The following is a 22,987-nucleotide window of genomic DNA, read 5'->3' as shown; positions in this document are numbered from 1 at the left end:
ACGTGAAGTGAATCATTTACATCGATCGATCAGTGATCGTAAGTTCTCTGCGAGAGCCTGAGGAGAGCTGCATGGTCCTTCGCCACGTCCTGTCCCTCGCCACCGCCGCGCTGCTCGGCAGCGCACTCGCCGCCGGGCCCCTCGCCGCCCCCGCCGGCGCCCGTACCCAGCCCGACGCCCGCACCCGATCCTGTTCCGCGCCCGCGACGGCACAGCGCCAGCTGCGCGGCGTCTGGATCGCCTCCGTCACCAACATCGACTGGCCGTCCTCCCCCGGCCTGCCCGTCGCCCGCCAGCAGGCGGAATACCGTCGCCTGCTGGACAACGCCGTCGCCCGGCACCTGAACGCGGTGTTCGTCCAGGTACGGCCGACGGCCGACGCGTTCTGGCCGTCCCCGTACGAGCCCTGGTCCCAGTGGCTGACCGGCACGCAGGGCAAAGACCCGGGGTACGACCCGCTGGCCTTCCTGGTCCGCGAGGCGCACGCGCGCGGCCTGGAGTTCCACGCGTGGTTCAACCCGTACCGGGTGTCGATGAAGGCCGACCCGAGCCTGCTGACGCCGGACCACCCCGCCCGCCGCCATCCCGGCTGGGTACACCCGTACGGCGGCAAGCTCTACTACGACCCGGGCATCCCCGCCGTCCGCCACTTCGTCGAACGCGCGATGCTCGACGCGGTCCGCCGCTACGACATCGACGGCGTCCACTTCGACGACTACTTCTACCCCTATCCGAGCGGCAGCGCGGACTTCCCCGACGACGCGACGTTCGCCCGGTACGGCTCCGGGTTCGCCGACAAGGCGTCGTGGCGGCGGCACAACATCGACCTGCTCGTACGGGAGATGGACCGCCGGATCCACGCCCTCAAACCGTGGGTGAAGTTCGGGATCAGCCCGTTCGGCATCTGGCGCAACAAGACCTCCGACCCCGAGGGCTCGGACACGAACGGCACCGAGTCGTACACCGCGATCTCGGCCGACACGCGCGGCTGGGTGAAGAAGCGGTGGATCGACTACATCGCCCCGCAGGTCTACTGGTACATCGGGTTCGCGATCGCCGACTACGCCAAGCTCGTCCCGTGGTGGGCCCGGCAGGTCACCGGCACGGGCGTGCAGCTGTACATCGGCCAGGCCGACTACCGGCAGGGCGCCGCCGGGCAGGCCGCGCCCTGGCAGGACCCGGCCGAGCTGTCCCGGCACCTCACGTTCGACCGGGCGTATCCGCAGGTGGCCGGGGACATCCACTTCAGCGCCAAGGACATGGACGCCGACCGGATCGGCGCGGTGAGCCGCATGGTCGCCGACCACTACGCCCGCCCGGCGCTGGTGCCGCTCATGCCGCGGCTCGGCGGGCACGCCCCGCACCGGCCACGGCCCGCCGTCGAGGGCTCCACGGTCACCTGGCGGCCGGTCGGAGGGGCCGCGCGGTACGCGGTCTACCGGTTCGACGGCCCGGCCGCCGGGTGCGACCTCGACGACGCCCACCGGGTCGCCGTGACCGGCGGCACGTCATTCATCGACGGCACCGCCGAGCCGGGCCGGGCGTACGTCTATGTCGTCACCGCCCTGGACCGCCTGTGGAACGAGAGCGCGGGGACGCCCACCGGGCTCCAGTGACACGACACCGCCGTGACCTCCGGGTCCGGAGGTCACGGCGGTGTGTCGTTTACGGGTCAGCTGACGGTGGAGACCGTCACGTCGGAGGCCTTCACGAAGTAGGCACGGTGACCGAACTGGATCTCGTAGTACTTCGTCGCGTCCTTGTACAGCACGTGCTTGGCGCTGTCGAACGTGACGGAGTGGTAGTACTCACCGGTCTCGCTGCCGAGGAGGGCGTACTTCTGTCCTGCGGCGACCGCGTACTTCAGCGGCTCGGCGACCCGGTCCGCCGGCGGGGTGACGCTGAGCTTGGCCGGGTAGGCCATGCCCCAGATCTTCGCGGACTTCTTGAGGGTGACGATCTTGCCCGGTGCCGCGACGGCGGTGCGGTTGGACGTGGGGTTGTAGAACCAGGCCTTCTGCCCCAGGTACCAGATCGCGACCCATGAGCCGCTCTTCCCGGCGACCGCGTAGGTCTGACCGGTCGAGGCCCGCGCGGAGTGGTCGTAGACGCTCATCGTCGCCTTGCCGCTGCCGGGGTGCAGGCCGATGTCCTTGACCAGCGGGGCGGTCTTGCTGGGCTTGGTGCGCAGCATGATGGACGCGCCGCCGTGCGACGGGCACTTGGCGGACGGATGGGCGGAGTCGCAGCCCGTGTACGCCACCTTGTTCTTGGCGTAGTTCGGCAGGATCATCACGCGGGACTTGACGGTGGTCGAGCCCTTCAGCGGCTTGCCGAGCAGGCTGAAGTAGTGCGCCCAGTCCCAGTACGGGCCCGGGTCCTGGTGCATCTGGGAGACGGCACTCATGGCCCGGCCGGGCACGTTGTCGTGGCCGAGGATGTGCCCCCGGTCGAGCGGGACGCCGTACGTCGCGGCCAGGTGGCCGACCAGCTTCGCCGAGGCGCGGTACATCGCCTCGGTGTACCACGCGCCCTTGGCGACGTAGCCCTCGTGCTCGACGCCGATCGACTTCGAGTTGATGTACCAGTTCCCGGCGTGCTTGCCGACGTCCTTGACCCGCACGTGCTGGGCGATGTGCCCGTCCTTCGAGCGGATCGTGAAGTGCCACCCCAGGTAGGTCGGGTCCTGCACCGACTTCACCGCCGACGCGTACGACGACTCCGTGTCGTGGATGACGATGAAGTCGATCTTCTGCTGGGCGGGCCGGTTCGCCTTCTCGTGGTTGCCGTACTTGCTGGGGTCCTTCGGATCCAGCTGCTTGTACGGCGCGGGGATCCACTCGCACTTCAGGCTCGCCGGGCAGTCGGTGGCCGCCGCGGCGCTCACGCCCTTCGCGGCGACCGGGGCGGCCGGGGCGGCCTTGGGGTCGGCGGCGAGCGCGACCTGCTGGCCGTCGTCGGTGGTGCGGGTCTCGCCGGAGCGGATCACCGAGAAGACCTCGTCGGCGAACCAGGCGCTCCCGCCGTAGCGGGTGACGGCGGCGTACCACTGCGCCGGGTCGGCGCCGAGCGGCTTGTGCGCGTCCTGCTGGTACTTCGCCAGCAGTGCCGCGCCGCCCGCGATGTTGGCGACCGGGTTGACGCGCAGCTGCCCCACGCTGACGCCGGTCAGCTTGGCCGCCTCCGGCAGGGTCTGCGGTTCCGAGGCCGCCGCGGCGGTCTTCGGCGCGGCGGCCGTGCCGAAGTCGTCACCGCCGCTCTGCTCGATCCCGCCGCCCGAGGGGGCGGCGACCTGGGTCAGGTGCATCGGGCCGTACCCGCCGCTCACGCTCGGCAGGCCGCCGTTGGTGTCCCAGCGCGACTCCAGGTACGACACGCCGAGCAGGACGCTCTCCGGCACCTTGTAGCGCTTCGCCGCGGCGGCGTACGCCGTCTGCCGCGCCGGCGAGGACGAGGACTGCAGGCCTGCCGATGACGAGGACTGCTGGACGTAGACGGCGCCGGCGGCGACGGCCGCCACCAGGGCGGCCCCCGCTCCGATCGCGCGACGTCGGTTGGACATCTCGGTGACCCCCAAGATCGAATAGACCCCGGAAGACTGCCGGAGCGGTCAGATCGCGTCAACCGAAACGTCGGAATTGGCTGCTGTCCGCTTGCGGACTTCTGGTCGCCGGGGATCACGCCGTACGGCCGCGATCCCCGGCGACCGGTCGTTCCGTCAGCGGACGCCGTAGGCGCGGATCACCGTCTGGTCGACGACTCCCGCGACGGCGGTGCGCAGCGACACGTAGCCGGACGACGGGTTGTGGACGGTCCCGGTCCACGCCGTGCCGTCCTTGTGCAGCGCGACGTCGGCCCAGGTCGCGCCGTCGTCAGAGGAGACCCGCAGCGTCGGGGTGCCGTCGGTGCCGTCGGGCACGACGGTGATGGCCTGGTCCGCGCCGGCCTTGCCGCGGCTGTCCGCGTCCAGCGCCGTGCGGTAGCGGAGCGCCGGCAGTGTCACCTTCGGGCCGTCGTCCACGGTCAGGTTCCACACGTCGTGCTGCCGGGTGGCCAGAGCGGACCAGGGGGCGGCGCGCTCGGCGTCGATCGTGAGCGTGTACTTCCCGGGCGCGGGTGCGGTCCAGTCGTTGCTCGTGCCGGGGTCGTCGCTCGTGGCCACGACGTTCCCGGCGGCGTCGCGCAGGGTCGAGGTGCCCGTCATGTGCGCGTACGGCCCGAGTTCGCTCTTCGCGTCGCCGGAGGACAGCATCGGCATGATCAGGGCCGGCTCCCCGCCCGGGCCGTTGGCGCTCCAGTAGATCAAGCCGGCGGACGGGCCGAGCGGTGCCGCGTTCCATGCCCGCGTGTACGACCCGGCGCGCGGGAAGTTCACCTTGCGGGTCCGAACGTCGGTGTCGCCGAACGCGAACCCGCAGTCGGCGCCGGTGACCATATCGTCGGCCGACCAGTCGAGTCCCGGCGTGAAGTACTCGGTGCGGGTAGTCGGCAGCGAGCCGAGTCCCGTGTAGGGAAGGATGCTGATCGCGGCGCCCCAGTCCACCCCGGCGTGCGTTCCGCCGCAGGCCGGACCGCCTTCCGCCGCGTAGGTGGTCCGCACGGCCGCCAGCGCGCTCGTCCGGGCCCGGAGGACCGGGTCGGCGGGAATGCCGGGCGACGCGGCGGCGATGTCGTACACGTACGGGCTGCCGGTCTCGGCGCCCTTCCTGGTCAGCGTCGCCTGGACACGGTAGGTGAGCTCACCGTCGGTCCCGGCCGGCGTGATGTAGAAGTCCGGGCCCCCGTTCATCGCGATCGTCTCCGGACCGGATCCGAGGTCCTGGGTCAGCTGGACGGTGAGGTCCTTCACCCCCGCGTCGGCACGGTCCACCGACGCCGTGACCGGCCGGCCCTGCCGGGCGTCGAGCGTGAGCGAGGTGTCTCCGGTGATGGAGACCTTCGACCGGTAGACGAGGGTGGTCGACGTGGCGCCGTTCTTCGCGGGCGTCTTGACGCTCACCTGCACCGCGTAGTCGCCTGCGGGGATGGCGCCCTCGAGATGCCCGTCGACGGGCGTTGCGGAGAACCAGTCGCCTCCACCGAACGCCATGAACTCCACCGAGGACACGTTGTCCGCCGTCGGCGCGGCACCGGCGCGGTCGAGGACGTCGACCTTCACGGTCGGTGTGGGCCCCGCGAACCTGCGGCTGCCGAGCGGGATCGGCTTGCGCATCGGCCCGCCGGTGACGACCTTGCTCTTGAGGTCTCGCGCCTTGCCGGCCGGCGTGGACGTGACCGGTCGCGGTGCGGCGTGGGCAGCCTGAACCGTACCGGCGGAGAGGGCGGCCATGGCTCCGAACGCCACGGCGGCTCTGACGAATGCCAAGAGATCTCCTTCGAGGGGACCGGGACCGTCGCGGCGACGGCCTCCGCCCCATGGGTGTCCGGCACCTCGTCCGGCATTTCACGGCCTGATGGGACGGCCGGGCGGTCGTACCCGGCGCAGGAGGACGTGGCCGCCGGCCCCGGCGACCTCGCCATGGCCGCTCGAAGATCCGCGAAATGCTACGGATCGGCCGGACATGTCCGAGGTGACCGCGCGCATCCGCGGGCCGGCACCGACCGAGAGGAGAGGGTCCTTGGGACCTCTCGACGAGAGAAGGCGAAGATTCGAGGAGATCTACGCCGCCTGCCATGACCCGGTCCTCGGGTACGTCATGCGCCGCACCGAGGACGGTCACGACGCGGCCGACGTCCTCGCCGAGACCTTCCTGGTCGCCTGGCGGCGGCTCGACGAGATCCCGGCCGGCGACCGGGCACGCCCGTGGCTGTTCGGCGTGGCACGGCGGGTCCTGGCCAACCACCGGCGCGGCGAGCGGCGGCGCACGGCCCTCGGCGACCGGCTGCGTACCGAACTCGGCAACGCCGCCCGGGCCGCCGATCACCACGTCGAGTCCGGGGCGGTCGCCGAGGCGTTCCGCAGCCTGTCCGACGACGACCGCGAACTGCTGTCCCTGGTCGGCTGGGAAGGCCTGGACGCCGGTCAGATCGCGACCGTACTCGGCTGCTCCCGCAACGCGGTTCGCATCCGGCTGCACCGGGCGCGCAAACGGTTCGCGCGCGAGCTGAAGGACAGGGGCGCCAACGCGGAGTCGCAGCTGCGAGGAGCGCGGATCGCGAAGGAAGAGCACGTATGAACCACGACAAGCTGATCAGGCGGCTCGCGCCGATCACCGACGAGGAGGCCGCCCGCATGGTGAGCCCGCAGGCCAGGACCGAACTGGCCGAACAGATCACTGCCACCGCCGTTCCGGCGCGGCACCGGGCCCGGCGCGGCCGGGGGCTGATCGTCGGCGTGCCGCTGGCCGCCGCCGCGGCCACCGTCGCGATCGCGGTCGCCGTCACCTCCGCTGGCTCCGGCGGTACGCACGCGACGCCCACGCCGTCACAGCACTCGAGCAGCGGGCCCGTGAAGGTCCAACTGGCGGCGCTGAGCTTCTCGACCCAGGGAAAGTACCTGGTGGTCAAGGTCAAGGACCCGCTGGCCGATCCGGCGCGGTACCGGAAGGAGTTCGCCGCGCACGGCATGAACATCGACCTGACGCTGGTCCCGGCGTCTCCGACGATCGTCGGGACGGTGGTGATGTCGGAGGGCCCGCTCAAGACGATCACCGCGCCGGGACGGTGCCGCACCGGGGGCGGCGGCAGCGCCTGCCCGGTCGGGGTGAAGATCCCCCTCGGGTACAAGGAACACGCCCAGGTCGTCTTCGGACGTGCGGCCAGGCCCGGCGAGCACTACAACTCCACCGCCCCGGCCGACGCGCCCGGCGAGGTGATGCACGGGATGACGTACCGCGGGCGTACGGTCGCCGAGGTCGTGGCGATGCTGAAGAAGCGGCACGTCACCGTGCCGGAGTACCGGTACCTCGGCCCCGACGGCGACAACGCGCCGTACCGGGACGGCGTACCGCCGGACAAGGTACAGCCGGGCTGGATCGTGCACGACGCCGACCCGTGGGCGCAGAACCAGGTCCTGCTGTTCGTCGGCCCGACGCGGCAGGTCCACGACGCTCGCACGCCGGTTCCGGGCGCCCCGGTCGCGACGCCGACGGCGAAGTGACGCCCACCGACGCGGGAACGCCTGAGCGACCCTGTCCAGGCCCCCCGCCTCCGACACCGACGGCAAGGTGACGCTTCCCGAACACGGGAACGCCCCGGCGGGCCTCCGCCGGGGCGTTCCCGTGCGCGCGGCGACTCGCGCTCGGTGATCTCTTCGGTGAGGTATGGCCGCGGCGGTCAGCAGGCGAGCAGAGAGCGTCAGCGGGCGAGCAGAGAGCGTCAGCGGGCGAGCAGAGAGCGTCAGCGGGCGAGCAGAGAGCGTCAGCGGGCGAGCAGAGAGCGTCAGCGGGCGAGCAGAGAGCGTCAGCGGGCGAGCAGAGAGCGTCAGCGGGCGAGCAGAGAGCGTCAGCGGGCGAGCAGAGAGCGTCAGCGGGCGAGCAGAGAGTAGGCGCCGACGAGTTGGCGCTCGGCCTCGGTGAGATAGCCGCTCAGCATCGCCTCGGACCCGTCGCGGTCACCGGCCTCGACGAGCTTCAGGATGTCATGGTTCCGCGCCAGATAGGGCTCGTGGAAGGTGCGCGGATCGTTCATGACATGGAAGACGAGGCGCAGCTCCGCGAGGACCTGACGCATCATCTCCTCGAGCCGGGCGCTGCCGGCCAGCTCGACGACGGCCTGGTGGAAGCGCATGTTCGCGGTGCCGACGGCGCGCCATTCGTGGTCGGCCGCGGCGCGCTCGCCGGCGTCGACCGCCTCGCGCAGGTGGCGGAGCCCTGAGGCCGGCGCGGTGTCGGCGTGGCGTATCGCGGTGCACTCGACCAGCCGGCGGACGCGGAACAGGTCGACGACGTCGTCGACGCTCAGCTCGCGCACGAAGACGCCGCGGTTGAGCCGGTGGTCGAGCAGTCGCTCGTGGGACAGGAGCCGGAACGCCTCGCGCAGAGTGTTGCGGGACACGCCGAGGGCGGTGCCGATCGTCTCTTCGACCAGCCGGTCACCGGGCCGGAAGAGACCCTCGGTGATGCGGTCGCGCAGGATCGCCGCCACACGCTCGGTGGTGCTGGTCCGGCTGAGCAGCGACCGGTCACGGGTCAGGCTCTCCGTGACCGCGTCGACGCCTTCAGGGGCCATCCGGACCGCCCTCTCCATCGTCACCCGGACACAAAGATCTTACCACAAGAGTCTTGTCGGATTGTTCAACAATATCTATGTTGAACGAAACCGTCCGTCCTCGCGGGGGCCGGGACGGAGACGAAACAGGACGCCGCGTCCGGCACAGGCCCGGTGTCCGCGACATGACGGCGAGGTATGTCATGGCGACATCGTCCGCATCGCAAGCGGTGACCACCCAGCGAGGGCCAGACCGGAGCACCGGGGCGTTCGCCTGGTACCGCACACTCGGCGCCCCTGGGCGCCGCGCCTTCAAGGGCGCCTACCTCGGCTACGCCCTGGACTCCTACGACTTCTGGGTGCTGCCCCTCGGCCTGACGGCCATCGCCGCGACCTTCGGCCTGTCCAAGCCGCAGACCGGCATGCTCGCCACTGCCACCCTCGTCTTCTCGGCCCTCGGCGGCATCGCGGCCGGCGTCCTCGCCGACCGCATCGGCCGCGCGCGGACCCTCATGGTCACCGTGATCGCCTACGCCGTCTGCACCGCGCTGTGCGGGCTGGCACCGAACTACCCGACCCTGCTGGTCTTCCGGGCCCTGCAAGGGCTGGGCTTCGGCGGCGAGTGGGCGGCCGGAGCGATCCTCGTCGCCGAGTACGCGGCGGCGCGCCACCGAGGCCGGGCGGTCGCGATGGTGCAGGGCGCCTGGGCGGTCGGCTGGGGCGCGGCCGTTCTGATCTACACGGTGGTGTTCGACCTGGTGGACGAGAAACTCGCCTGGCGGCTGCTCTTCATCACCGGCGCCCTGCCCGCGGTGCTGGCGATCTACGTGCGCCGCAGCGTCACCGACGCTCCTTCCTACACCGCACAGCGGCACACGGAAGGCCGCGGCTCCCTCTTCGCGATCTTCGGCCGGGACCTGCGGAAGAAGACCGTGTTCGCGGTCCTCATGAGCACCGGTGTCCAGGGCGGCTACTACACGCTGGCCACGTGGGTGCCCACCTACCTCAAGACCGACCGGCACCTGTCGGTGGTCGGCACCGGCGCCTACCTCGCCTTCCTCATCACCGGGGCGTACGCCGGGTACCTCACCGGCGGTCACCTCACGGACCGGCTCGGCCGTAAGCTCACCATCCGCCTGTTCGCCGTGCTCAGCGGCCTGCTCATCGTGGGGTACACGCAGCTGCCCGCCTCGGCGAACGACTACATCCTGGTCCTCGGGTTCCCCCTCGGCTTCTGCTCATCGGCGATCTTCAGCGGATTCGGGTCCTTCCTGTCGGAGCTGTACCCCGGCCGGCTACGCGGCACCGGCCAGGGTTTCACCTACAACGTGGGCCGCGGCGTGGGCGCGTTCTTCCCCGCAGCGATCGGATTCATCGCCACCCGGTACGGCGTCGGCGGTGCGATGGCGTTCGGCTCGCTGGCCTACGTGCTGGCCTTCGCGGCGCTGTTCGGCCTGCCGGAGACGCGTGCCCAGGAGCTGTCGTGAACCGCCTCGCCCGAAGCCGCGCCCGCAGGGACGACACGCCGGCGCCCATCTTCACCGCACTCGATCGTGAATCCGACCCGGCGGCCGCGCGGGCACGGTTCCGCACCGGGTTCGTGGCCCCGACCGCCGGCTGGGCCCCGGGTCACCTCCAGGCCAACCTCGTGGCGGTCCCCGAAGAGCACGCCCACGACCTCCTGCTGTTCGCGCAGCGCAACCCGAAGTCCTGCCCGCTGCTGGACGTCACCGAGCCCGGACGGCCGGAGACGGTCCTCGCGCCCGGCGCCGACCTGCGTACCGACCTGCCCCGATACCAGGTGTGGCGGAACGGCCGGCCCGCCGAACAGGCCGAGGACGTGACGCACCTGTGGCGTGACGACCTCGTCGCCTTCCTCATCGGCTGCAGCTTCACCTTCGAGGCGGCACTGGCCGGGGCGGGAGTCCCGGTGCGCCACGTGGAGCAGGGACGAAACGTGCCGATGTACGTGACGAACCGGGCCTGCCGGCCCGCCGGACGCATCCGCGGGCCGCTGGTCGTGTCGATGCGCCCGATCCCGGCCGGGCTGGTCGGGACGGCCGTCCGCGTGAGCGCGGCGGTTCCGGCCGCCCACGGCGCGCCGGTCCACGTCGGCCACCCGGAGGGGCTGGGCATCACCGACCTGTCCCAGCCCGACTTCGGCGACGCCGTCGACATCCGGGCCGGCGAGCTGCCGGTCTTCTGGGCCTGCGGTGTGACGCCACAGGCCGCCCTCATGCGGTCCAGGCTGCCGTTCGCCATCACTCACAAGCCGGGGCACATGTTCATCACCGATGTCTCTCAGCAGACCCTGTGGGCCGAGGGGTGAGGATGCCGGATCGCGTGATCGACCTCAACGCCGACCTCGGTGAGGGGTTCGGTGTCTGGAAGAGCGACGACGGCGCCCTGCTCGACGTCGTCACCAGCGCCAACATCGCCTGCGGGTTCCACGCCGGCGACCCGCCCACGATGCGGCGCGCCTGTGAGCGCGCGGTCGCGCGCGGTGTCCGGATCGGCGCCCACGTCGGCTACCGCGACCTCGTCGGCTTCGGCCGACGCCGGATCGACGTCGAGGCGGACGACCTCGTCGACGACGTGCTCTACCAGATCGGCGCCCTCGACGCGTTCGCCCGCGCCGCCGGCGACCGGGTCCGCTACGTCAAGCCGCACGGGGCGCTGTACAACACCATCGTCTCCGACGGCTCCCAGGCCGCCGCGGTCGTCGAGGCGGTGCGCCGCTTCGACCCCGTCCTCACGGTGCTGGGTCCCCGCGGCTCGCGGTGGCTCGACCTCGCCGCGGCGGCGGGGCTGGCCCGGAGCACTGAGGGATTCGCCGACCGCGCCTACCGTTCGGACGGGCGTCTGGTGTCGCGTCGTCTGCCCGGGGCGGTCGTCGACGATCCCGATGAGGTCGTCGCCCGGTCGGTCCGGATGGCCGTCGAGGGCACGGTCGTGGGCGTCGACGGCACGACGGTGACGGTGGCGCCGCGCTCGATCTGTGTGCACGGGGACACGCCGGGCGCCGCCGTGCTGGCGAGCCGGGTCCGTGAGGGCCTGCACGCCGCGGGTGTCGACGTGCTCCCGTTCACATGAGCGGGCCCGACATGCGCGTGCTCCGCTGCGGCGAGCGGGCCGTGCTGGTCGAGCCCTCCGACCCGGCTCGGGTTCCGGGCCTGTGCGACTCCCTCCGGCGGGACCCGCCGGAGGGGGTGACGGAGACGGTGCCGGCGGCCTCCACCGTGCTGCTCCGTTACGACCCCGCCGTCACCGACATCGGCCGGTTGAGCGCGGAGATCGGCGGCCGGGCCATCGCCGTGTCCGGCCCGCAGGTCGTGGACACGGTGACGGTGCCGGTCCGCTACGACGGGCCGGACCTGCCGGAGCTCGCCGGCCTGACCGGCCTGACCGAGCGGGACGTCATCGACCGGCACACGGCGGCGGAGCACACCGTGGCCTTCTGCGGCTTCTCCCCCGGTTTCGCCTACATCGCCGGGCTACCGCCCGTCTTGCGCGTGTCACGCCACGACACCCCCCGTACGGCCGTGCCGACCGGCGCGGTCGCGGTCGCCGACCGGTTCACCGGTGTCTATCCGCGTCCGTCCCCCGGCGGCTGGCGCATCATCGGCCACACCGACCTGCCGGTGTGGGACCTGGAACGGGATCCGCCGATGCTGCTGCGGCCCGGCGCCCGCGTCCGGTTCGTGGAGGTCCCCACGTGATCGAGATCGTCTCCCCCGGCCCGTTCGCCACGGTCCAGGACCTGGGGCGTCCGGGCCTGGCCGAGATCGGCGTCGGCGAGTCCGGGGCGGCCGACCGGCGGAGCCTGCGGCTGGCGAACCGCCTGGTCGGCAACCAGGAGGGTGCCGCCGGGGTCGAGTTGACCTTCGGCGGGCTGGTGGCCCGGTTCCGCCGGGCGACGGTGATCGCGTTCGCCGGCGCGTCGTGCCCGGTGCGCGTGGCCGGGCGGGCGGGCGGCATGTTCGCGCCGATCCACGTGAGGGCCGGCGACGAGGTCCGGGTCGGCGCGCCGGCCGACGGTCTGCGGACCTACCTGGCCGTCCGCGGAGGCGTCGACGTCCCTCCGGTGCTCGGCTCCCGGGCCACGGACGTGCTGTCGGGTCTCGGCCCGCCGCCCCTGGCGCCGGGCCGGATCCTGCCGATCGGCGGACCGGCCGAGGGCCGGATCACCGTGGACCTCGCGCCGCAACCGCGCCGCCCGGAAGAGCCGGTGCTGTCCGTGGTGCCCGGTCCCCGCGACGACTGGTTCGCTCCCGAGGCCCTCACCGCGCTGTGCTCCGCACTGTACGAGGTGTCGGTGGACAGCAACCGCGTCGGCATCCGGCTTCGTGGGCCCGTCCTACGGCGACGCGCGGTCCGTGAACTGGACCCGGAGGCGATGGTGCCCGGAGCGTTGCAGGTGCCGCCCGCCGGGCAGCCCGTCCTGTTCCTCGCCGACCATCCCCTCACCGGCGGCTACCCGGTCATCGGGGTGGTCGCCGAGGCCGACCTGCACCTCGCCGCGCAGGCCCGGCCGGGCGGGCGGATCCGCTTCCGGCTCGGCAGGCCGGGCTGAGCCCGAAATGAGATCCGAAATGAGAGACGCCCCGGCGGTATCGCCGGGGCGTCCGTCAGGCAGACCTACCGCTACTTGCGCTTGGTGATCTCTTCGGTGAGCTGCGGGGCGACCTGGAACAGGTCGCCGACCACGCCGTAGTCGACCAGCTCGAAGATCGGCGCCTCGGGGTCCTTGTTGATGGCGATGATCGTCTTCGAGGTCTGCATGCCGGCCCGGTGCTGGATGGCGCCGGAGATGCCGACCGCGATGTACAGCTGCGGCGACACTGTCTTACCGGTCTGGCCCACCTGGAAGGTGTGGGGGTACCAGCCGGCGTCGGTCGCGGCGCGCGAGGCGCCGACGGCCGCGCCGAGCGAGTCGGCCAGTTCCTCGATGAGCTTGAAGTTGTCGGCTCCGCCGACACCGCGACCGCCGGAGACCACGATCGCGGCCTCGGTCAGCTCGGGCCGCTCGCCCTTCTCCTGGACGACCTTCTCGACGACCTTGGCGGCCTTGGCCGCGTCGGACAGCGTCACCGACACCTGCTCCTCGGCCGGGGTCGACGGCGCGGCCTCGGGGGCGGTGGAGTTCGGGCGTACCGCGATGATCGGCGTGCCCTTCGACACCTTGGCGTGCGCGACGATCGCGCCGCCGAAGATCGAGTGCTCGCCGACGAACCCGTCCGCGACGTCGACGACGTCGGTGAGCACACCCGAGTCGATCTTGACCGCGAGGCGACCCGCGACCTCCTTGCCCTCGCCCGTCGCGGCCACCAGCACCGCGGCCGGCGACCTGTCCGCCACCAACTGCGCCAGCAGCTCGGCCTTGGGCGCGACGACGTAGGAGGTCAGCTCCTCGTCGGCGGCGACGTAGACCTTGGCCGCGCCGTACTCGGCGAGCTTGTCCTTGGCGCCTTCGTAACCCGGGCCGATCCATACCGCCGCGGCGTCGCCGTGCCGGCGCGCGAGCGTCAGCAGCTCGAAGGTGACCTTCTTGACCTCTCCGTCGACATGGTCGACGAGGACGAGAATCTCCGCCATTTCCCCGCCTCTCAGATGAACTTCTTGGACGCGAGGAACTCGGCGACCTTCACGCCGCCGTCGCCCTCGTCCTTGACGATCTGGCCCTTCTCGCGCGGTGGCGCGTCGGCGAAGTCGACGACCTCGGTCGAGGCTCCAGCGAGCCCGACCTTGGCGGCGTCGATCTCGGCGTCCGCGACGGCGAGCTTCTCGACCGGCTTCTTCTTCGCCGCCATGATCCCCTTGAAGGAGGGGTAACGCGGCTCGTTGATCTTCTCGACGACGCTCACCACCGCGGGCAGGCTCGCCTCGACACGGTCGAAGCCGTAGTCGGTCAGCCGCTGCGCCTTGAGGGCGGATCCGTCGATCTCCACCTTGTTGGCGAGCGTCACCTGCGGGACGCCGAGCCGCTCGGACAGCATCGCGGCCAGCACGCCGGTACGGGCGTCGGTCGACTCCGAGCCGAGGATGACGAGGTCGAAGCCGATCTTCTTCAGCGTCTGGGCGAGCGCGTACGAGGTCGACAGCGCGTCCGAGCCGTGCAGCGCCTCGTCCGACACGTGGACGGCCTTGTCGGCGCCCATGGCCAGGGCCTTGCGGATCGACTCCGACGCCTTCTCCGGCCCCATGGTGAGGACGGTCACCTCACCGCCGTGGGCCTCTTTGATCGTCAGGGCCTCCTCGACGGCGTACTCGTCGAGCTCGTTGATGACGACGTCCGCCGCCTCACGGTCGAGGGTCTTGTCGTCGGACCGCAGCTTGCGTTCGGTCGCCGTGTCGGGGACCTGCTTCACGCAGACGACGATGTTCATATGGTGTCCGCCCTCCCTGCACACTTCATCTACGCGCTCCTCCGGCACGACGGGCGCCGTCCCTGCGGGCGACGCGGGCTGATGCGTTCGACGCCCTTAGACTGCCAAACACCCGAAGGTGATTCGGCCTCGGGGGCGTCCCATGCATCGCCCCCGATGTTACCCACGAGTAGCGACGGCGCAAACTCCGCACCCCCGGCTCACGGCGCCGTGAGCGGCCACCATGCCGGAAACGGGATCCCGACGGCCACCAGCGCCAGCGCCCCGGCCCCGAGAACGGCCACGACCAGACGCGTCGCACGGCGCTCACTCGCGTAACGGGCGCGCAGGACGCTCGCCACGACCGCCAGCACGCCCAGCGGAAGCGCGAGGGCCCGTTCGCGCGGCACGACGGACCACCAGGTGACCGCCAGCACCGCGGCGTAGCCGACGACCAGCGCCACGAGCAGGGCGACCAGCCGGATCACCGTCTGCGCCGGGACCGCGACCAGCGCGCCGAGACCGGCCCGCAACCGTGCCAGCCGGCTCACCCTCGCCGCCGTCCGGCGGCGGGCACGGGCGATGGCGTCCCAGGTGTACCCGGCGGCGGAGCCCGACAGGATCGTCGCCACGGCCAGGACCGGCAGCGCGTAGCAGGCCGCGGGAACGGCCAGCGCGAGGACTCCCCGCAACAGCCGCCCCGGCAGCCGGCGAGGCGGCTCGGCGGGCTCCTCCACCAGGGCGCCGTCCGCCGCCGGGGCGGGGACGTCCTCACGGGCCGGGCCTCCCCGCCCCTGCGGGCCACGACCGTCGCCCGCCATGCCCTGCTGCGCGTGCTCACCCGGCGACCGGTCGTCCGACGGGCTGCCGCCCGGCATGCGTTCCCCCGGCTCGCGGTCCCCGTTCGGCGGCCGGCCGGCCGCCGGCCCGCCCGGCGCGGCGACGGGCCTCGGGCGGCCACGGAGAGCGGCGAGCACCTCAAGGAGATCGCCGGTCCCGGGGCGCGACTCCGGATCGAGTGAAAGCGCCGCCTCCAGCGTCGCCCGCAACTCGCCCGGCACGCCGCGCAGGTCGTACCGGCCCCGGAGCACGCGGGAGAAGATCGCCTGCGCGGGCCCCGGACCGTACGGCGACCGGCCGGTGGACGCGTACGCGACCGTCCCCGCCCACGAGAAGACGTCGGCCGCCGGCCCCGCCCGCTCCCCGTCGAGGATCTCCGGCGCGAGGTATCCGGGCGTGCCCATCGCCGCCCCCGTGCGCGTCAGCCGCGTCGCGTCCAGCACGTGCGCCAGGCCGAAGTCGATGACGACCGGATCGCGGTCGACGAGGATCACGTTGGCCGGCTTCAGGTCCCGGTGGACGACCCCCGCCGCGTGGATCACGTGCAGGGCGCGGGCCAGTCCCCGCGCCACCGTCAGCAGCGCCCCGACGCGCAACGGCCCCTCGGCGCGCACGCGGAGGTCGAGGGAACGGCCCTGGATGTACTCGGTGACGATGTACGGCCGGCGCCCGGTGAAGTCGGCGTCCACGACCTCGGCGACGTACGCGCTGCGCACCCGCAGCATCGTCGAGACCTCGCGTTCGAGCCGCCGGCGGGCCAGCGCGTCGCGGGCGACCGCCGGGTGCAGGATCTTGACCGCGACCGTTCGGCGGTCCGGGGTCAGCGCGAGGTGCACCTCGCCCATGCCACCGACACCGATCTCCTCCAGGAGCCGGTACGGGCCGAGACTCTCGCGCAGGGACGTCATGGGGGGTTCCGCGGTGGACGGGTACCGCATGATCGTAAATGTCGGCCCGGCGGGCCCGCCGTCACGACACGCGCTGCTGGATCGAGTCCTGGAAGCGGGACAGCTCCTGGGCGATGGAGTTCTCCAGCTCGTACATGGGGGCGAAGGTCGGTTTCAGCACGATCGCGGCGGCGAGGACGGCGAGCGTCAGGACGCACAGCACCGCTCCGACCACGGCGATCCGGCGCGGCCCGTTCGCCAGCGCGACGAACACCTGGACCAGGTGACGGCGCGGCACCCGCACGCCCGGCGCCGCGAGCAGGACGTACGCCGCGGCTCCGGCGCCCCAGGCCGCCCCCACCAGGGGAGCGACCTGAACGTCGATCGCCGACGTGGCCATGATGGCCATCGGCACGACGACCGCGAACACCGTGGCGTACGGCACGGTGAGGAGCGTCCCGGCGAAGCCGCGGACGAGGTCGAGGGGCGCGGTCAGCGGGCCGACCACGAGCCGCAACAGCCCGCCGTGGTGCCGCCGCGCGTGCACCTGCCCGGCACGCAGGTAGGACGCGCACGCGAGCGCCAGCAGCAGCCCGAAGAACGGCATGATGACGCTGAGCCCGAAGACGATCGCGACGACGAGGTAGGCGAAGAGGCGTGACCATCCCTCGACGACGGCGTCGACGGTCTCATCGCCCGCGAGCGGCCGCTCGGAGACAGCCCCGGAGGTGTCATCCCACGTCATCGGTGCGCGGCGCGGACCCGGCCGCCGGGCCGGAGGAACGCCGATCCCTCCTCGGAATGTCGCTGTGGTCCCCGCATCGGGCGGACGTGCCAAAGGCAACGCCACACTACCGCGCCGCGCGGGTGCCTCCGGCGTGATGCGACCGGCGTCGCGCACTTTCGCCCAGCACCTGCCGACCGTGCCCGGCGGGCGGCCTCGGCGAAGCCCGCGGTCCGTGCGTCACCGGTGCAGCAGCGTGGAGATCCGTTCGGTGAGATGGACCAAGACGTCGGCCCGGTCGCCGATCGGCCACCAGCGCGGCCTCAGCGCCCACCCGGCCGCCCCCGCGAGGGACGCGACGCCGGCGAGGAAGAAACCTACCGCGGTGGCGTGGCGCCGGCCCTGGGCGACCGCCGAGAGCAGGCGGACCAGCTGGCGACGCGGAGCCATGACGCCGGGCCCCGCGAGGATCACCCAGGCGAACGCCGCCGCACCCCACCGGGTGACGGCGTCGGGCCACTGCTCGTCGTGGGTGGCGGTCCAGACGAGCAGCGCGAGCCCGGTCACGGCCGCCGCCAGGGCGGAGTAGAGCAGGGCGGGGATCAGCGCCCCGGTCGACCGCCCCAGGGATCCGGGCACGCGGAAGGGAACGAGGACCAGGTCTTCGGCCCCGCGTACCGGCACGCGCCGGGAGCGGACGGCCGAGTCCCCCGCCCGCAGGTACCAGGCGGCCGCCACGACCACCGGCAGGCCGACGACGGGGGCGACGGCACAGGCCGCGACGGCCGCGACGATCGCCAGGTAGGCGAGCAGCTTGTACCAGCCCAGCGCCACGCGCGGCGCCGCGGAAGGGGGGACCGCCCCGGGCGGCGGGCTCGCCGGGACCGGGGGAACGCCCCCCTGAGACGTCCCGGGCCGGCTCCGCGAGGCTCCGGCGTGGCCGTGGGCCGCCGGAGCGGACCTGGCGGCATCGGGCGGCGCGACGGCCGGGCCGAGGGCGGTGGGGGCGATCGTCGGCGGCGCGCCGAGGTCGAGGGCGCGGACCCACTCGACGAGCTCCGCCGCCGAGGGCCGGTCCTCCGGATCGCGGGCGAGCGCCTCCCGCAGCAAGGGCTCGAGGGACGGGGGCACGCCGTCCAGGTCGGGGTTGCCGGACAGGATGCGGGCCAGCACCGCCTCGATGGACCCGCCGCCGAACGGCGCCCGCCCGATGGCGGCGAACGCGACGGTCGCCCCCCACCCGTACACGTCGACGGCGGGGCCGGGCGGCTTGCCGTCGATGACCTCCGGGCCGAGGTAGCCGGGTGTGCCGACGACCATTCCGGTCTGGGTGAGCCGGGTGGCGTCCATAGCGTGCGCGATGCCGAAGTCGATGACGACCGGCGCGCCCTCGACCATCATGACGTTGTTCGGCTTGAGGTCCCGGTGGACGACGCCGGCGCCGTGGACGGCGGTCAGCGCCTCGGCGAGGCCGACCGCCACGCGCGCCAGCGGGCCGCCGGACAGCGGCCCGGCCGCCCGGACGACGCCGTCGAGCGGGTGACCGTCGATGAACCGGGTGACGATGTAGGGGCGTTCGGCGGCGACGTCCGCGTCGAGGACCTCGGCGACGTACGGGCTGCGCACCCGCCGCATCGTGTCGACCTCACGGGCGAGCCGCCGCCGGAAGGTGGTGTCCTCGGCGTACTCCGCCCGCACCACCTTCAGGGCCACCTCGCGGCCGGCGTCGTCGACGGCCCGGTGGACCACGCCCATGCCGCCTTCACCGAGGGTCGCCGTCAGGCGGTACGGGCCCACCTTCTGCACCTCGGCGTCCTCCACTGGCATTCGGTTCTTTCCTTGTCGGGGCGTCCCGGGTCAGCCGAGCAGGTCGCGCAGGCCGGATCGCAGGCTGCGCAGGCTGCTCGTGAGCGCCTTGGAGTCGAACGGCCGCAGGTCCGGCGTCTGGCCGAGCGCGAACGACACGAGCAGGAAGACGACGAATCCGATGACGGCCAGGGCGACCAGGGCCTGCGTTCTCCTCGGGAGGACGGCCCCCCAGACACGGGCGAGCTGCCGGCGCGCGGGCTCGCTGCCCGGCCCGAGGCACTGGACGATCACGAACGCGGCCGTGGCGAGCGCCACCGCCCGGGGGATCGTCAGTCCGGCCTTCGCGCCGAGCCCGATCAGCAGCACGATGACGCCGGCGATGATCGCCAGCGGGCTGACCAGCAGCATGCCCAGCGCCGCCCGGATCGCCGAGAACGGCGACTTGACGATCACCGCGGCGATGTCGCCCGACCGTGGCCCGCGCCGGGTCCGCTTGGACGTGAGGTCCTGAGCGCCGCGGTCGGCGGTCCGCAGGACCAGCAGGGCGAGCAGCACGACGATCAACGCGATGGCGGGCGTCACCACGGCCAGCCCTACCGCGCCGACGAGGAGCAGCAGGCTCAGGAAGCGGTAGACGCCGAACGGCTTCGGCTCGTCGGGCCGCGGCGGCTTCGGGGGACGTTGTTCGTACCGCGCCGGCGGCGGCTGCTGCCCGGGCGGCCCGTACGGGGACGAGGCGTACGGCTGTTGCGGCGGAGCGGGTGGCGGCGCCGGCGGCAGCTGCCCCCGGAAGTCTCGCGGGTTGGCCGGACGCGACGGTGGCGGCGCCGGGACGGCGGTGAGCCGCTTGGTCTGCGTCGACGGCGGGTCGACCAGGGTGCTGTTGACGTCGATCCGCTGGGCGAGCTGCACGAGGGCGTGCGCGGTCGGCCGCTCGGCCGGGTTGCGCGCCATGGCCGCGCGGACGAGCGGCAGCAGCGGCTCGGGCACGCCTTCCAGGTCCGGCCGGCCCTCCATGATCTTGTAGAAGATCGACTCGAACGTGCCGCCGCCGAACGGCGCCCGCCCGGTCGCGGCGAAGGCGAGCGTGCCCGCCCAGGCGTGCACGTCCGCGGGCGCGCCGGCGTCGTCCCCCTCGATGATCTCCGGGGCGAGGAAGCCGGGCGTGCCGATGACGAGCCCGGTCGCGGTCAGCCGGGTGGCGTCGACCCCCTGCGCGATGCCGAAGTCGATGACGACCGGCTCGCCGCTCTCCTGGAACATGACGTTGCCCGGCTTGAGGTCCCGGTGGACGATGCCGGCGTCGTGGATGGCGGCCAGCGCGGAGGCCAGCCCACTCGCCAGCCGCTGCAGCCGGTCCCCGCGCAGCGGCCCGTTGTCGCGCACGGACTCCTCCAGCGTGCGACCGGGGACGAACTGCGTGACGACGTAGGGCGGCTCGGCCGTGACGTCCGCGTCGACGATCTCCGCGACGTACGGGCTGTGCACCCGGCGCATGGAGTCGACCTCGCGGGCCAGCCGGCGCAGCGCCGTCTGGTCCGTCGCCACCCCGGGCCGCAGGACTTTCACGGCGACCTTGCGGCCCATGGGGTCGGCGGCCAGGTGCACGACCCCCATCCCGCCTTCCCCGATCTTCTCGAGTAGGCGATATCGGCCGATGCTCTCCCCGGACGTCTCTACCCCCTCCATAGATCCGTCACGATACCTGGGCATGTGTTTCCTCATGGGATTCCGGTGGATCCGGTCACGCCGCCGAGACCGGTCTCCGCTCGGTGAGGCGGTCCACCAGCCACGACGCGGCGGGGCGCGCGGCGGGGTCGCGGACCAGGGCGTGGCGCAGCAGCGGCAGCAGGCGCTCCGGCACGCCGTCCAGGTCGGCGGCGCCCCGCAATACCCGGAAGCAGATGCCGTGCAGCGACCCCGCGCCGAACGGCGGGCGGCCCGTCGCCGCGAACGCGACCGTCGCGGCCCAGGAGAACACGTCGGACGCCTCGCTGCAGCGACCCCCGTCGATCAGCTCGGGCGCGACGTAGCCCGGCGTCCCGGTCAGCACGCCCGGCTGCGTGACCTGCTCGGCCCCCGTCTCCTGCGCGATGCCGAAGTCGATGATCTTCGGGATACCGCCCACGACCATGACGTTGCCGGGCTTGAGGTCCCGATGCAGCACACCGGCCCCGTGCACCGCCGCCAGGCCCTGCGCGAACCGGCCGGCGAAGCCCCACAGCGCCTCCTCCCACAGCGGCCCGTACATCGTCACGAGATCCCGCAGGGGCACGCCCGCGACGTACTCCGTGACCAGGTAGGGGCGGTCTCCGTCCAGGCAGGCGTCGAGCGCCTCGGCGACGTACGGGCTGCGCACCCGGGCCATCGTGCGGGCCTCACGCCGCAGGCGGCGGCGCACGGTCGGATCGTGCGCGACCTCCCGGCGCGGCTCCTTCACCGCGACCGTGCGCCCGAAACGGTCCGTGGCGCGGTACACCACGGATGTGGCCCCCTCACCGACCCGCTCCAGCAGCTCGTACGAGCCCAGCGGCGCAAGCCCCGACACGTTCATGCAGGTTTTGACGCGAATCACGGTGCGAAGGTTCCAGGTTGAGCACGAGCGCGATCCGACAATCGTCGGAGGGCCGCCGTTAACCCGCCGGTCACCCGCGGCTCACGAATACGCACAAATGTGTGCAGATTACGGCAGGTTCGGCCGTCGATCGGCGGAGGAGGCGGGAATGATCGGGGTGGTAGTGCGGTGACCGCAGGGGCGATGCCGAAGCCGCGCGACCTGATGCGGCGTCCGGCCGCATGGCTGATCGCGGTCGCCGTGCTCCTCGCGGCCGTCGAGTTCGCCGTGGTCGTACGCCACGGCGACGTCGGCTGGGACGAGGCGCTGTACATCAGCCAGGTCAGCCCGCGGCTCCCGGCGGCCTTCTTCGACGCGCCGCGGGCACGCGGCATCACGTACCTGATCGCGCCGGTCGTCTGGGTGACCGCGTCGCTCACGGTGCTGCGCGCGTACCTCGCGGTCATCGGCGCCGCCGCGGTCGTGCTCGCCTACTGGCCCTGGCTGGCGCTGACCTCACGCAAGGCGGTCGTCCCGCTGGCGGCACTGCTCTTCAGCGGGCTCTGGGTCACCGGCTACTACGCGTCGGAGGTCATCCCGAACTTCTGGGTCGCCGTCGGCGGAGTCGCCCTGGCCGGGTGGTTCGTCCGCTACGCCGTCGCGGGCGGGCGGGGCGCCCTCCTCGGAGTGGTCGCCGCGGCGGCCGTCGTGGCGCTCATGCGGCCGGGCGACGCGGCGTGGATCGTGCTGCCACTGCCGATCGCGGCGGTCGCGGTCCGCCGGTGGCGACGCCCCGCGCTGCTCGTCGCCCTCGTGGCCGGGCTCGCGCTCGGCGCCGCACAGTGGATCATCGAGGCGTACCTGCGATACGGCGGGCCCCTGGAACGGCTGAGGGCGTCCAGCGCCATCGAGGGCGGCATCGCCTGGCATCCACGGGGTGTGCTGTACGAGCTGTACGCCGTGAACGGGCCGCTGCTCTGCCGCCCCTGCGGAGGCGGCGTCGAGCATCCCACGCTGTCCCTGTGGTGGCCCGCGGTTCCCCTGCTCGTCGCCGGCGGGCTGATCCTGGCGGCCCGTGCCCGCGCGGCCGGGCCGGCCGCCATCGCCGCCGCCTGCGGCGTGTCCGCGTCGGTGCCGTACCTGCTGCTCCTGGGGTACGCGGCGCCGAGGTTCCTGCTGCCCGTCTACGCGCTACTGGCGTTGCCCGTCGCGGAGTGCCTGGTCAGGCTGCCGGACGCCGTTCCGCGGCTGCGACCGGCGCTGGCCGTGCTGGTGTCGGTGGGCATCCTCGCGCAGGTCGGTTCGCAGGTGCTGCTCCTGTCGTGGGAGGCGCGCGACAATGCGGTCCAGCGCCTCACGTACGTCCGCGGCGCCACGGCGCTCAGGCATCTGGGGCTGCGTCGTCCCTGCCTGCTCGGCGGGCCGCGCTCGGTGCCGGTCGCCTTCTACCTCGGCTGCGGGACCGCGGCGACGAGCGGGATCCTGAAGTCGACGACCGTGGCCGACTTCCTCGATCGCGCCCGCCGGGCGCCCACCGGCATCCTGTCCCACGGCACGCCACCGCCCCGGTACGCCGCATCCTGGGTCGCCCACCCCCTGTCGGGACTCGGCCACGGCTGGGTGGTCTACCTGCCGCCCTGGTTCTCGCCGCGGCGCTGAG

20 protein-coding genes are annotated in these 22,987 nt (G+C 72.8%); 10 read left to right on the top strand and 10 right to left on the bottom strand.

Annotated elements, in window-relative coordinates:
* Positions 1–71 precede the first annotated feature (71 nt).
* Entirely contained in the window at positions 72–1,616 is a 1,545-nt protein-coding gene (locus tag ACQP2O_RS10865; RefSeq protein WP_433182328.1) for a glycoside hydrolase family 10 protein, read from the top strand.
* A gap of 56 nt (positions 1,617–1,672) precedes the next feature.
* Here ACQP2O_RS10865 and ACQP2O_RS10860 read toward each other — a convergent pair whose 3' ends face one another.
* Complete coding sequence (locus tag ACQP2O_RS10860; RefSeq protein ID WP_433182326.1) at positions 1,673–3,562, bottom strand: N-acetylmuramoyl-L-alanine amidase; 1,890 nt, start codon at positions 3,560–3,562, stop codon at positions 1,673–1,675.
* A gap of 156 nt (positions 3,563–3,718) precedes the next feature.
* Positions 3,719–5,365 (bottom strand): hypothetical protein, encoded by a 1,647-nt coding sequence (locus ACQP2O_RS10855; RefSeq protein ID WP_433182324.1) that lies wholly within the window; start codon positions 5,363–5,365, stop codon positions 3,719–3,721.
* 253 nt (positions 5,366–5,618) lie between these two features.
* On the opposite strand from ACQP2O_RS10855, the gene ACQP2O_RS10850 reads away from it, so the two are divergent.
* The 3 genes from ACQP2O_RS10850 (at position 5,619) to ACQP2O_RS10840 (ending at position 7,517) form a co-directional block, all read left to right on the top strand.
* Positions 5,619–6,176, top strand: coding sequence for an RNA polymerase sigma factor (locus ACQP2O_RS10850; protein WP_433182322.1), 558 nt, complete (start codon positions 5,619–5,621; stop codon positions 6,174–6,176).
* Positions 6,173–7,099, top strand: a complete 927-nt coding sequence (locus ACQP2O_RS10845) for a hypothetical protein (protein ID WP_433182320.1) — start codon at positions 6,173–6,175, stop codon at positions 7,097–7,099. Before ACQP2O_RS10850 ends, ACQP2O_RS10845 begins: the two co-directional genes overlap by 4 nt.
* Before the next feature lie 163 nt (positions 7,100–7,262).
* Entirely contained in the window at positions 7,263–7,517 is a 255-nt protein-coding gene (locus tag ACQP2O_RS10840) for a hypothetical protein (RefSeq protein WP_433182318.1), read from the top strand.
* Here ACQP2O_RS10840 and ACQP2O_RS10835 read toward each other — a convergent pair.
* A complete protein-coding gene (locus tag ACQP2O_RS10835) occupies positions 7,465–8,169 on the bottom strand; it encodes a GntR family transcriptional regulator (RefSeq protein WP_433182316.1) in 705 nt (234 codons plus the stop codon). The genes ACQP2O_RS10840 and ACQP2O_RS10835 overlap by 53 nt on opposite strands.
* A 209-nt stretch (positions 8,170–8,378) precedes the next feature.
* Here ACQP2O_RS10835 and ACQP2O_RS10830 point away from each other — a divergent pair, with 209 nt between their 5' ends.
* Genes ACQP2O_RS10830 through ACQP2O_RS10810 form a run of 5 tightly spaced genes read left to right on the top strand, consistent with a single transcriptional unit; the run spans position 8,379 to position 12,721 of the window.
* Positions 8,379–9,635 carry an MFS transporter gene (locus ACQP2O_RS10830; RefSeq protein WP_433182314.1) on the top strand — a complete coding sequence of 419 codons (1,257 nt, stop codon included), beginning with the start codon at positions 8,379–8,381 and terminating at the stop codon, positions 9,633–9,635.
* Positions 9,636–9,682: 47 nt separating this feature from the next.
* Positions 9,683–10,477, top strand: coding sequence for a putative hydro-lyase (locus ACQP2O_RS10825; protein WP_433190984.1), 795 nt, complete (start codon positions 9,683–9,685; stop codon positions 10,475–10,477).
* 2 nt (positions 10,478–10,479) lie between these two features.
* Positions 10,480–11,241 carry a LamB/YcsF family protein gene (locus ACQP2O_RS10820; protein ID WP_433182312.1) on the top strand — a complete coding sequence of 254 codons (762 nt, stop codon included), beginning with the start codon at positions 10,480–10,482 and terminating at the stop codon, positions 11,239–11,241.
* An 11-nt stretch (positions 11,242–11,252) separates the two neighbouring features.
* Positions 11,253–11,867: a 5-oxoprolinase subunit B family protein gene (locus ACQP2O_RS10815; protein ID WP_433190982.1), complete on the top strand. Its 615-nt coding sequence runs from the start codon at positions 11,253–11,255 to the stop codon at positions 11,865–11,867.
* Positions 11,864–12,721, top strand: a complete 858-nt coding sequence (locus ACQP2O_RS10810; RefSeq protein ID WP_433182310.1) for a biotin-dependent carboxyltransferase family protein — start codon at positions 11,864–11,866, stop codon at positions 12,719–12,721. The genes ACQP2O_RS10815 and ACQP2O_RS10810 overlap by 4 nt, the downstream gene beginning before the upstream one ends.
* A 71-nt stretch (positions 12,722–12,792) precedes the next feature.
* Here the strand turns inward: ACQP2O_RS10810 and ACQP2O_RS10805 are convergent, their stop codons facing one another.
* From ACQP2O_RS10805 to ACQP2O_RS10775, 7 genes are all read right to left on the bottom strand, one after another.
* Positions 12,793–13,743, bottom strand: coding sequence for an electron transfer flavoprotein subunit alpha/FixB family protein (locus ACQP2O_RS10805; RefSeq protein WP_433182308.1), 951 nt, complete (start codon positions 13,741–13,743; stop codon positions 12,793–12,795).
* 11 nt (positions 13,744–13,754) lie between these two features.
* Positions 13,755–14,534: an electron transfer flavoprotein subunit beta/FixA family protein gene (locus tag ACQP2O_RS10800; protein ID WP_433182306.1), complete on the bottom strand. Its 780-nt coding sequence runs from the start codon at positions 14,532–14,534 to the stop codon at positions 13,755–13,757.
* A gap of 200 nt (positions 14,535–14,734) precedes the next feature.
* Complete coding sequence (locus ACQP2O_RS10795; RefSeq protein ID WP_433182304.1) at positions 14,735–16,261, bottom strand: serine/threonine-protein kinase; 1,527 nt, start codon at positions 16,259–16,261, stop codon at positions 14,735–14,737.
* A 61-nt stretch (positions 16,262–16,322) separates the two neighbouring features.
* A complete protein-coding gene (locus tag ACQP2O_RS10790) occupies positions 16,323–16,985 on the bottom strand; it encodes a hypothetical protein (protein ID WP_433182302.1) in 663 nt (220 codons plus the stop codon).
* A gap of 219 nt (positions 16,986–17,204) precedes the next feature.
* A complete protein-coding gene (locus tag ACQP2O_RS10785) occupies positions 17,205–18,791 on the bottom strand; it encodes a protein kinase domain-containing protein (protein WP_433182300.1) in 1,587 nt (528 codons plus the stop codon).
* A 30-nt stretch (positions 18,792–18,821) separates the two neighbouring features.
* On the bottom strand, positions 18,822–20,462 hold the full coding sequence (locus ACQP2O_RS10780) for a serine/threonine-protein kinase (RefSeq protein WP_433182298.1): 1,641 nt from the start codon (positions 20,460–20,462) through the stop codon (positions 18,822–18,824).
* Between the two features lie 55 nt (positions 20,463–20,517).
* Entirely contained in the window at positions 20,518–21,348 is an 831-nt protein-coding gene (locus tag ACQP2O_RS10775) for a serine/threonine-protein kinase (protein ID WP_433182296.1), read from the bottom strand.
* Between the two features lie 168 nt (positions 21,349–21,516).
* Here ACQP2O_RS10775 and ACQP2O_RS10770 point away from each other — a divergent pair, with 168 nt between their 5' ends.
* Positions 21,517–22,986, top strand: a complete 1,470-nt coding sequence (locus ACQP2O_RS10770; protein ID WP_433182294.1) for a hypothetical protein — start codon at positions 21,517–21,519, stop codon at positions 22,984–22,986.
* Position 22,987: the final 1 nt, after the last annotated feature.

Source organism: Actinoallomurus sp. CA-150999 (assembly GCF_050942425.1).
In the GTDB taxonomy this organism is placed as follows: Bacteria; Actinomycetota; Actinomycetes; order Streptosporangiales; family Streptosporangiaceae; genus Actinoallomurus.
This window is presented reverse-complemented; position numbering and strand designations above follow the sequence as displayed.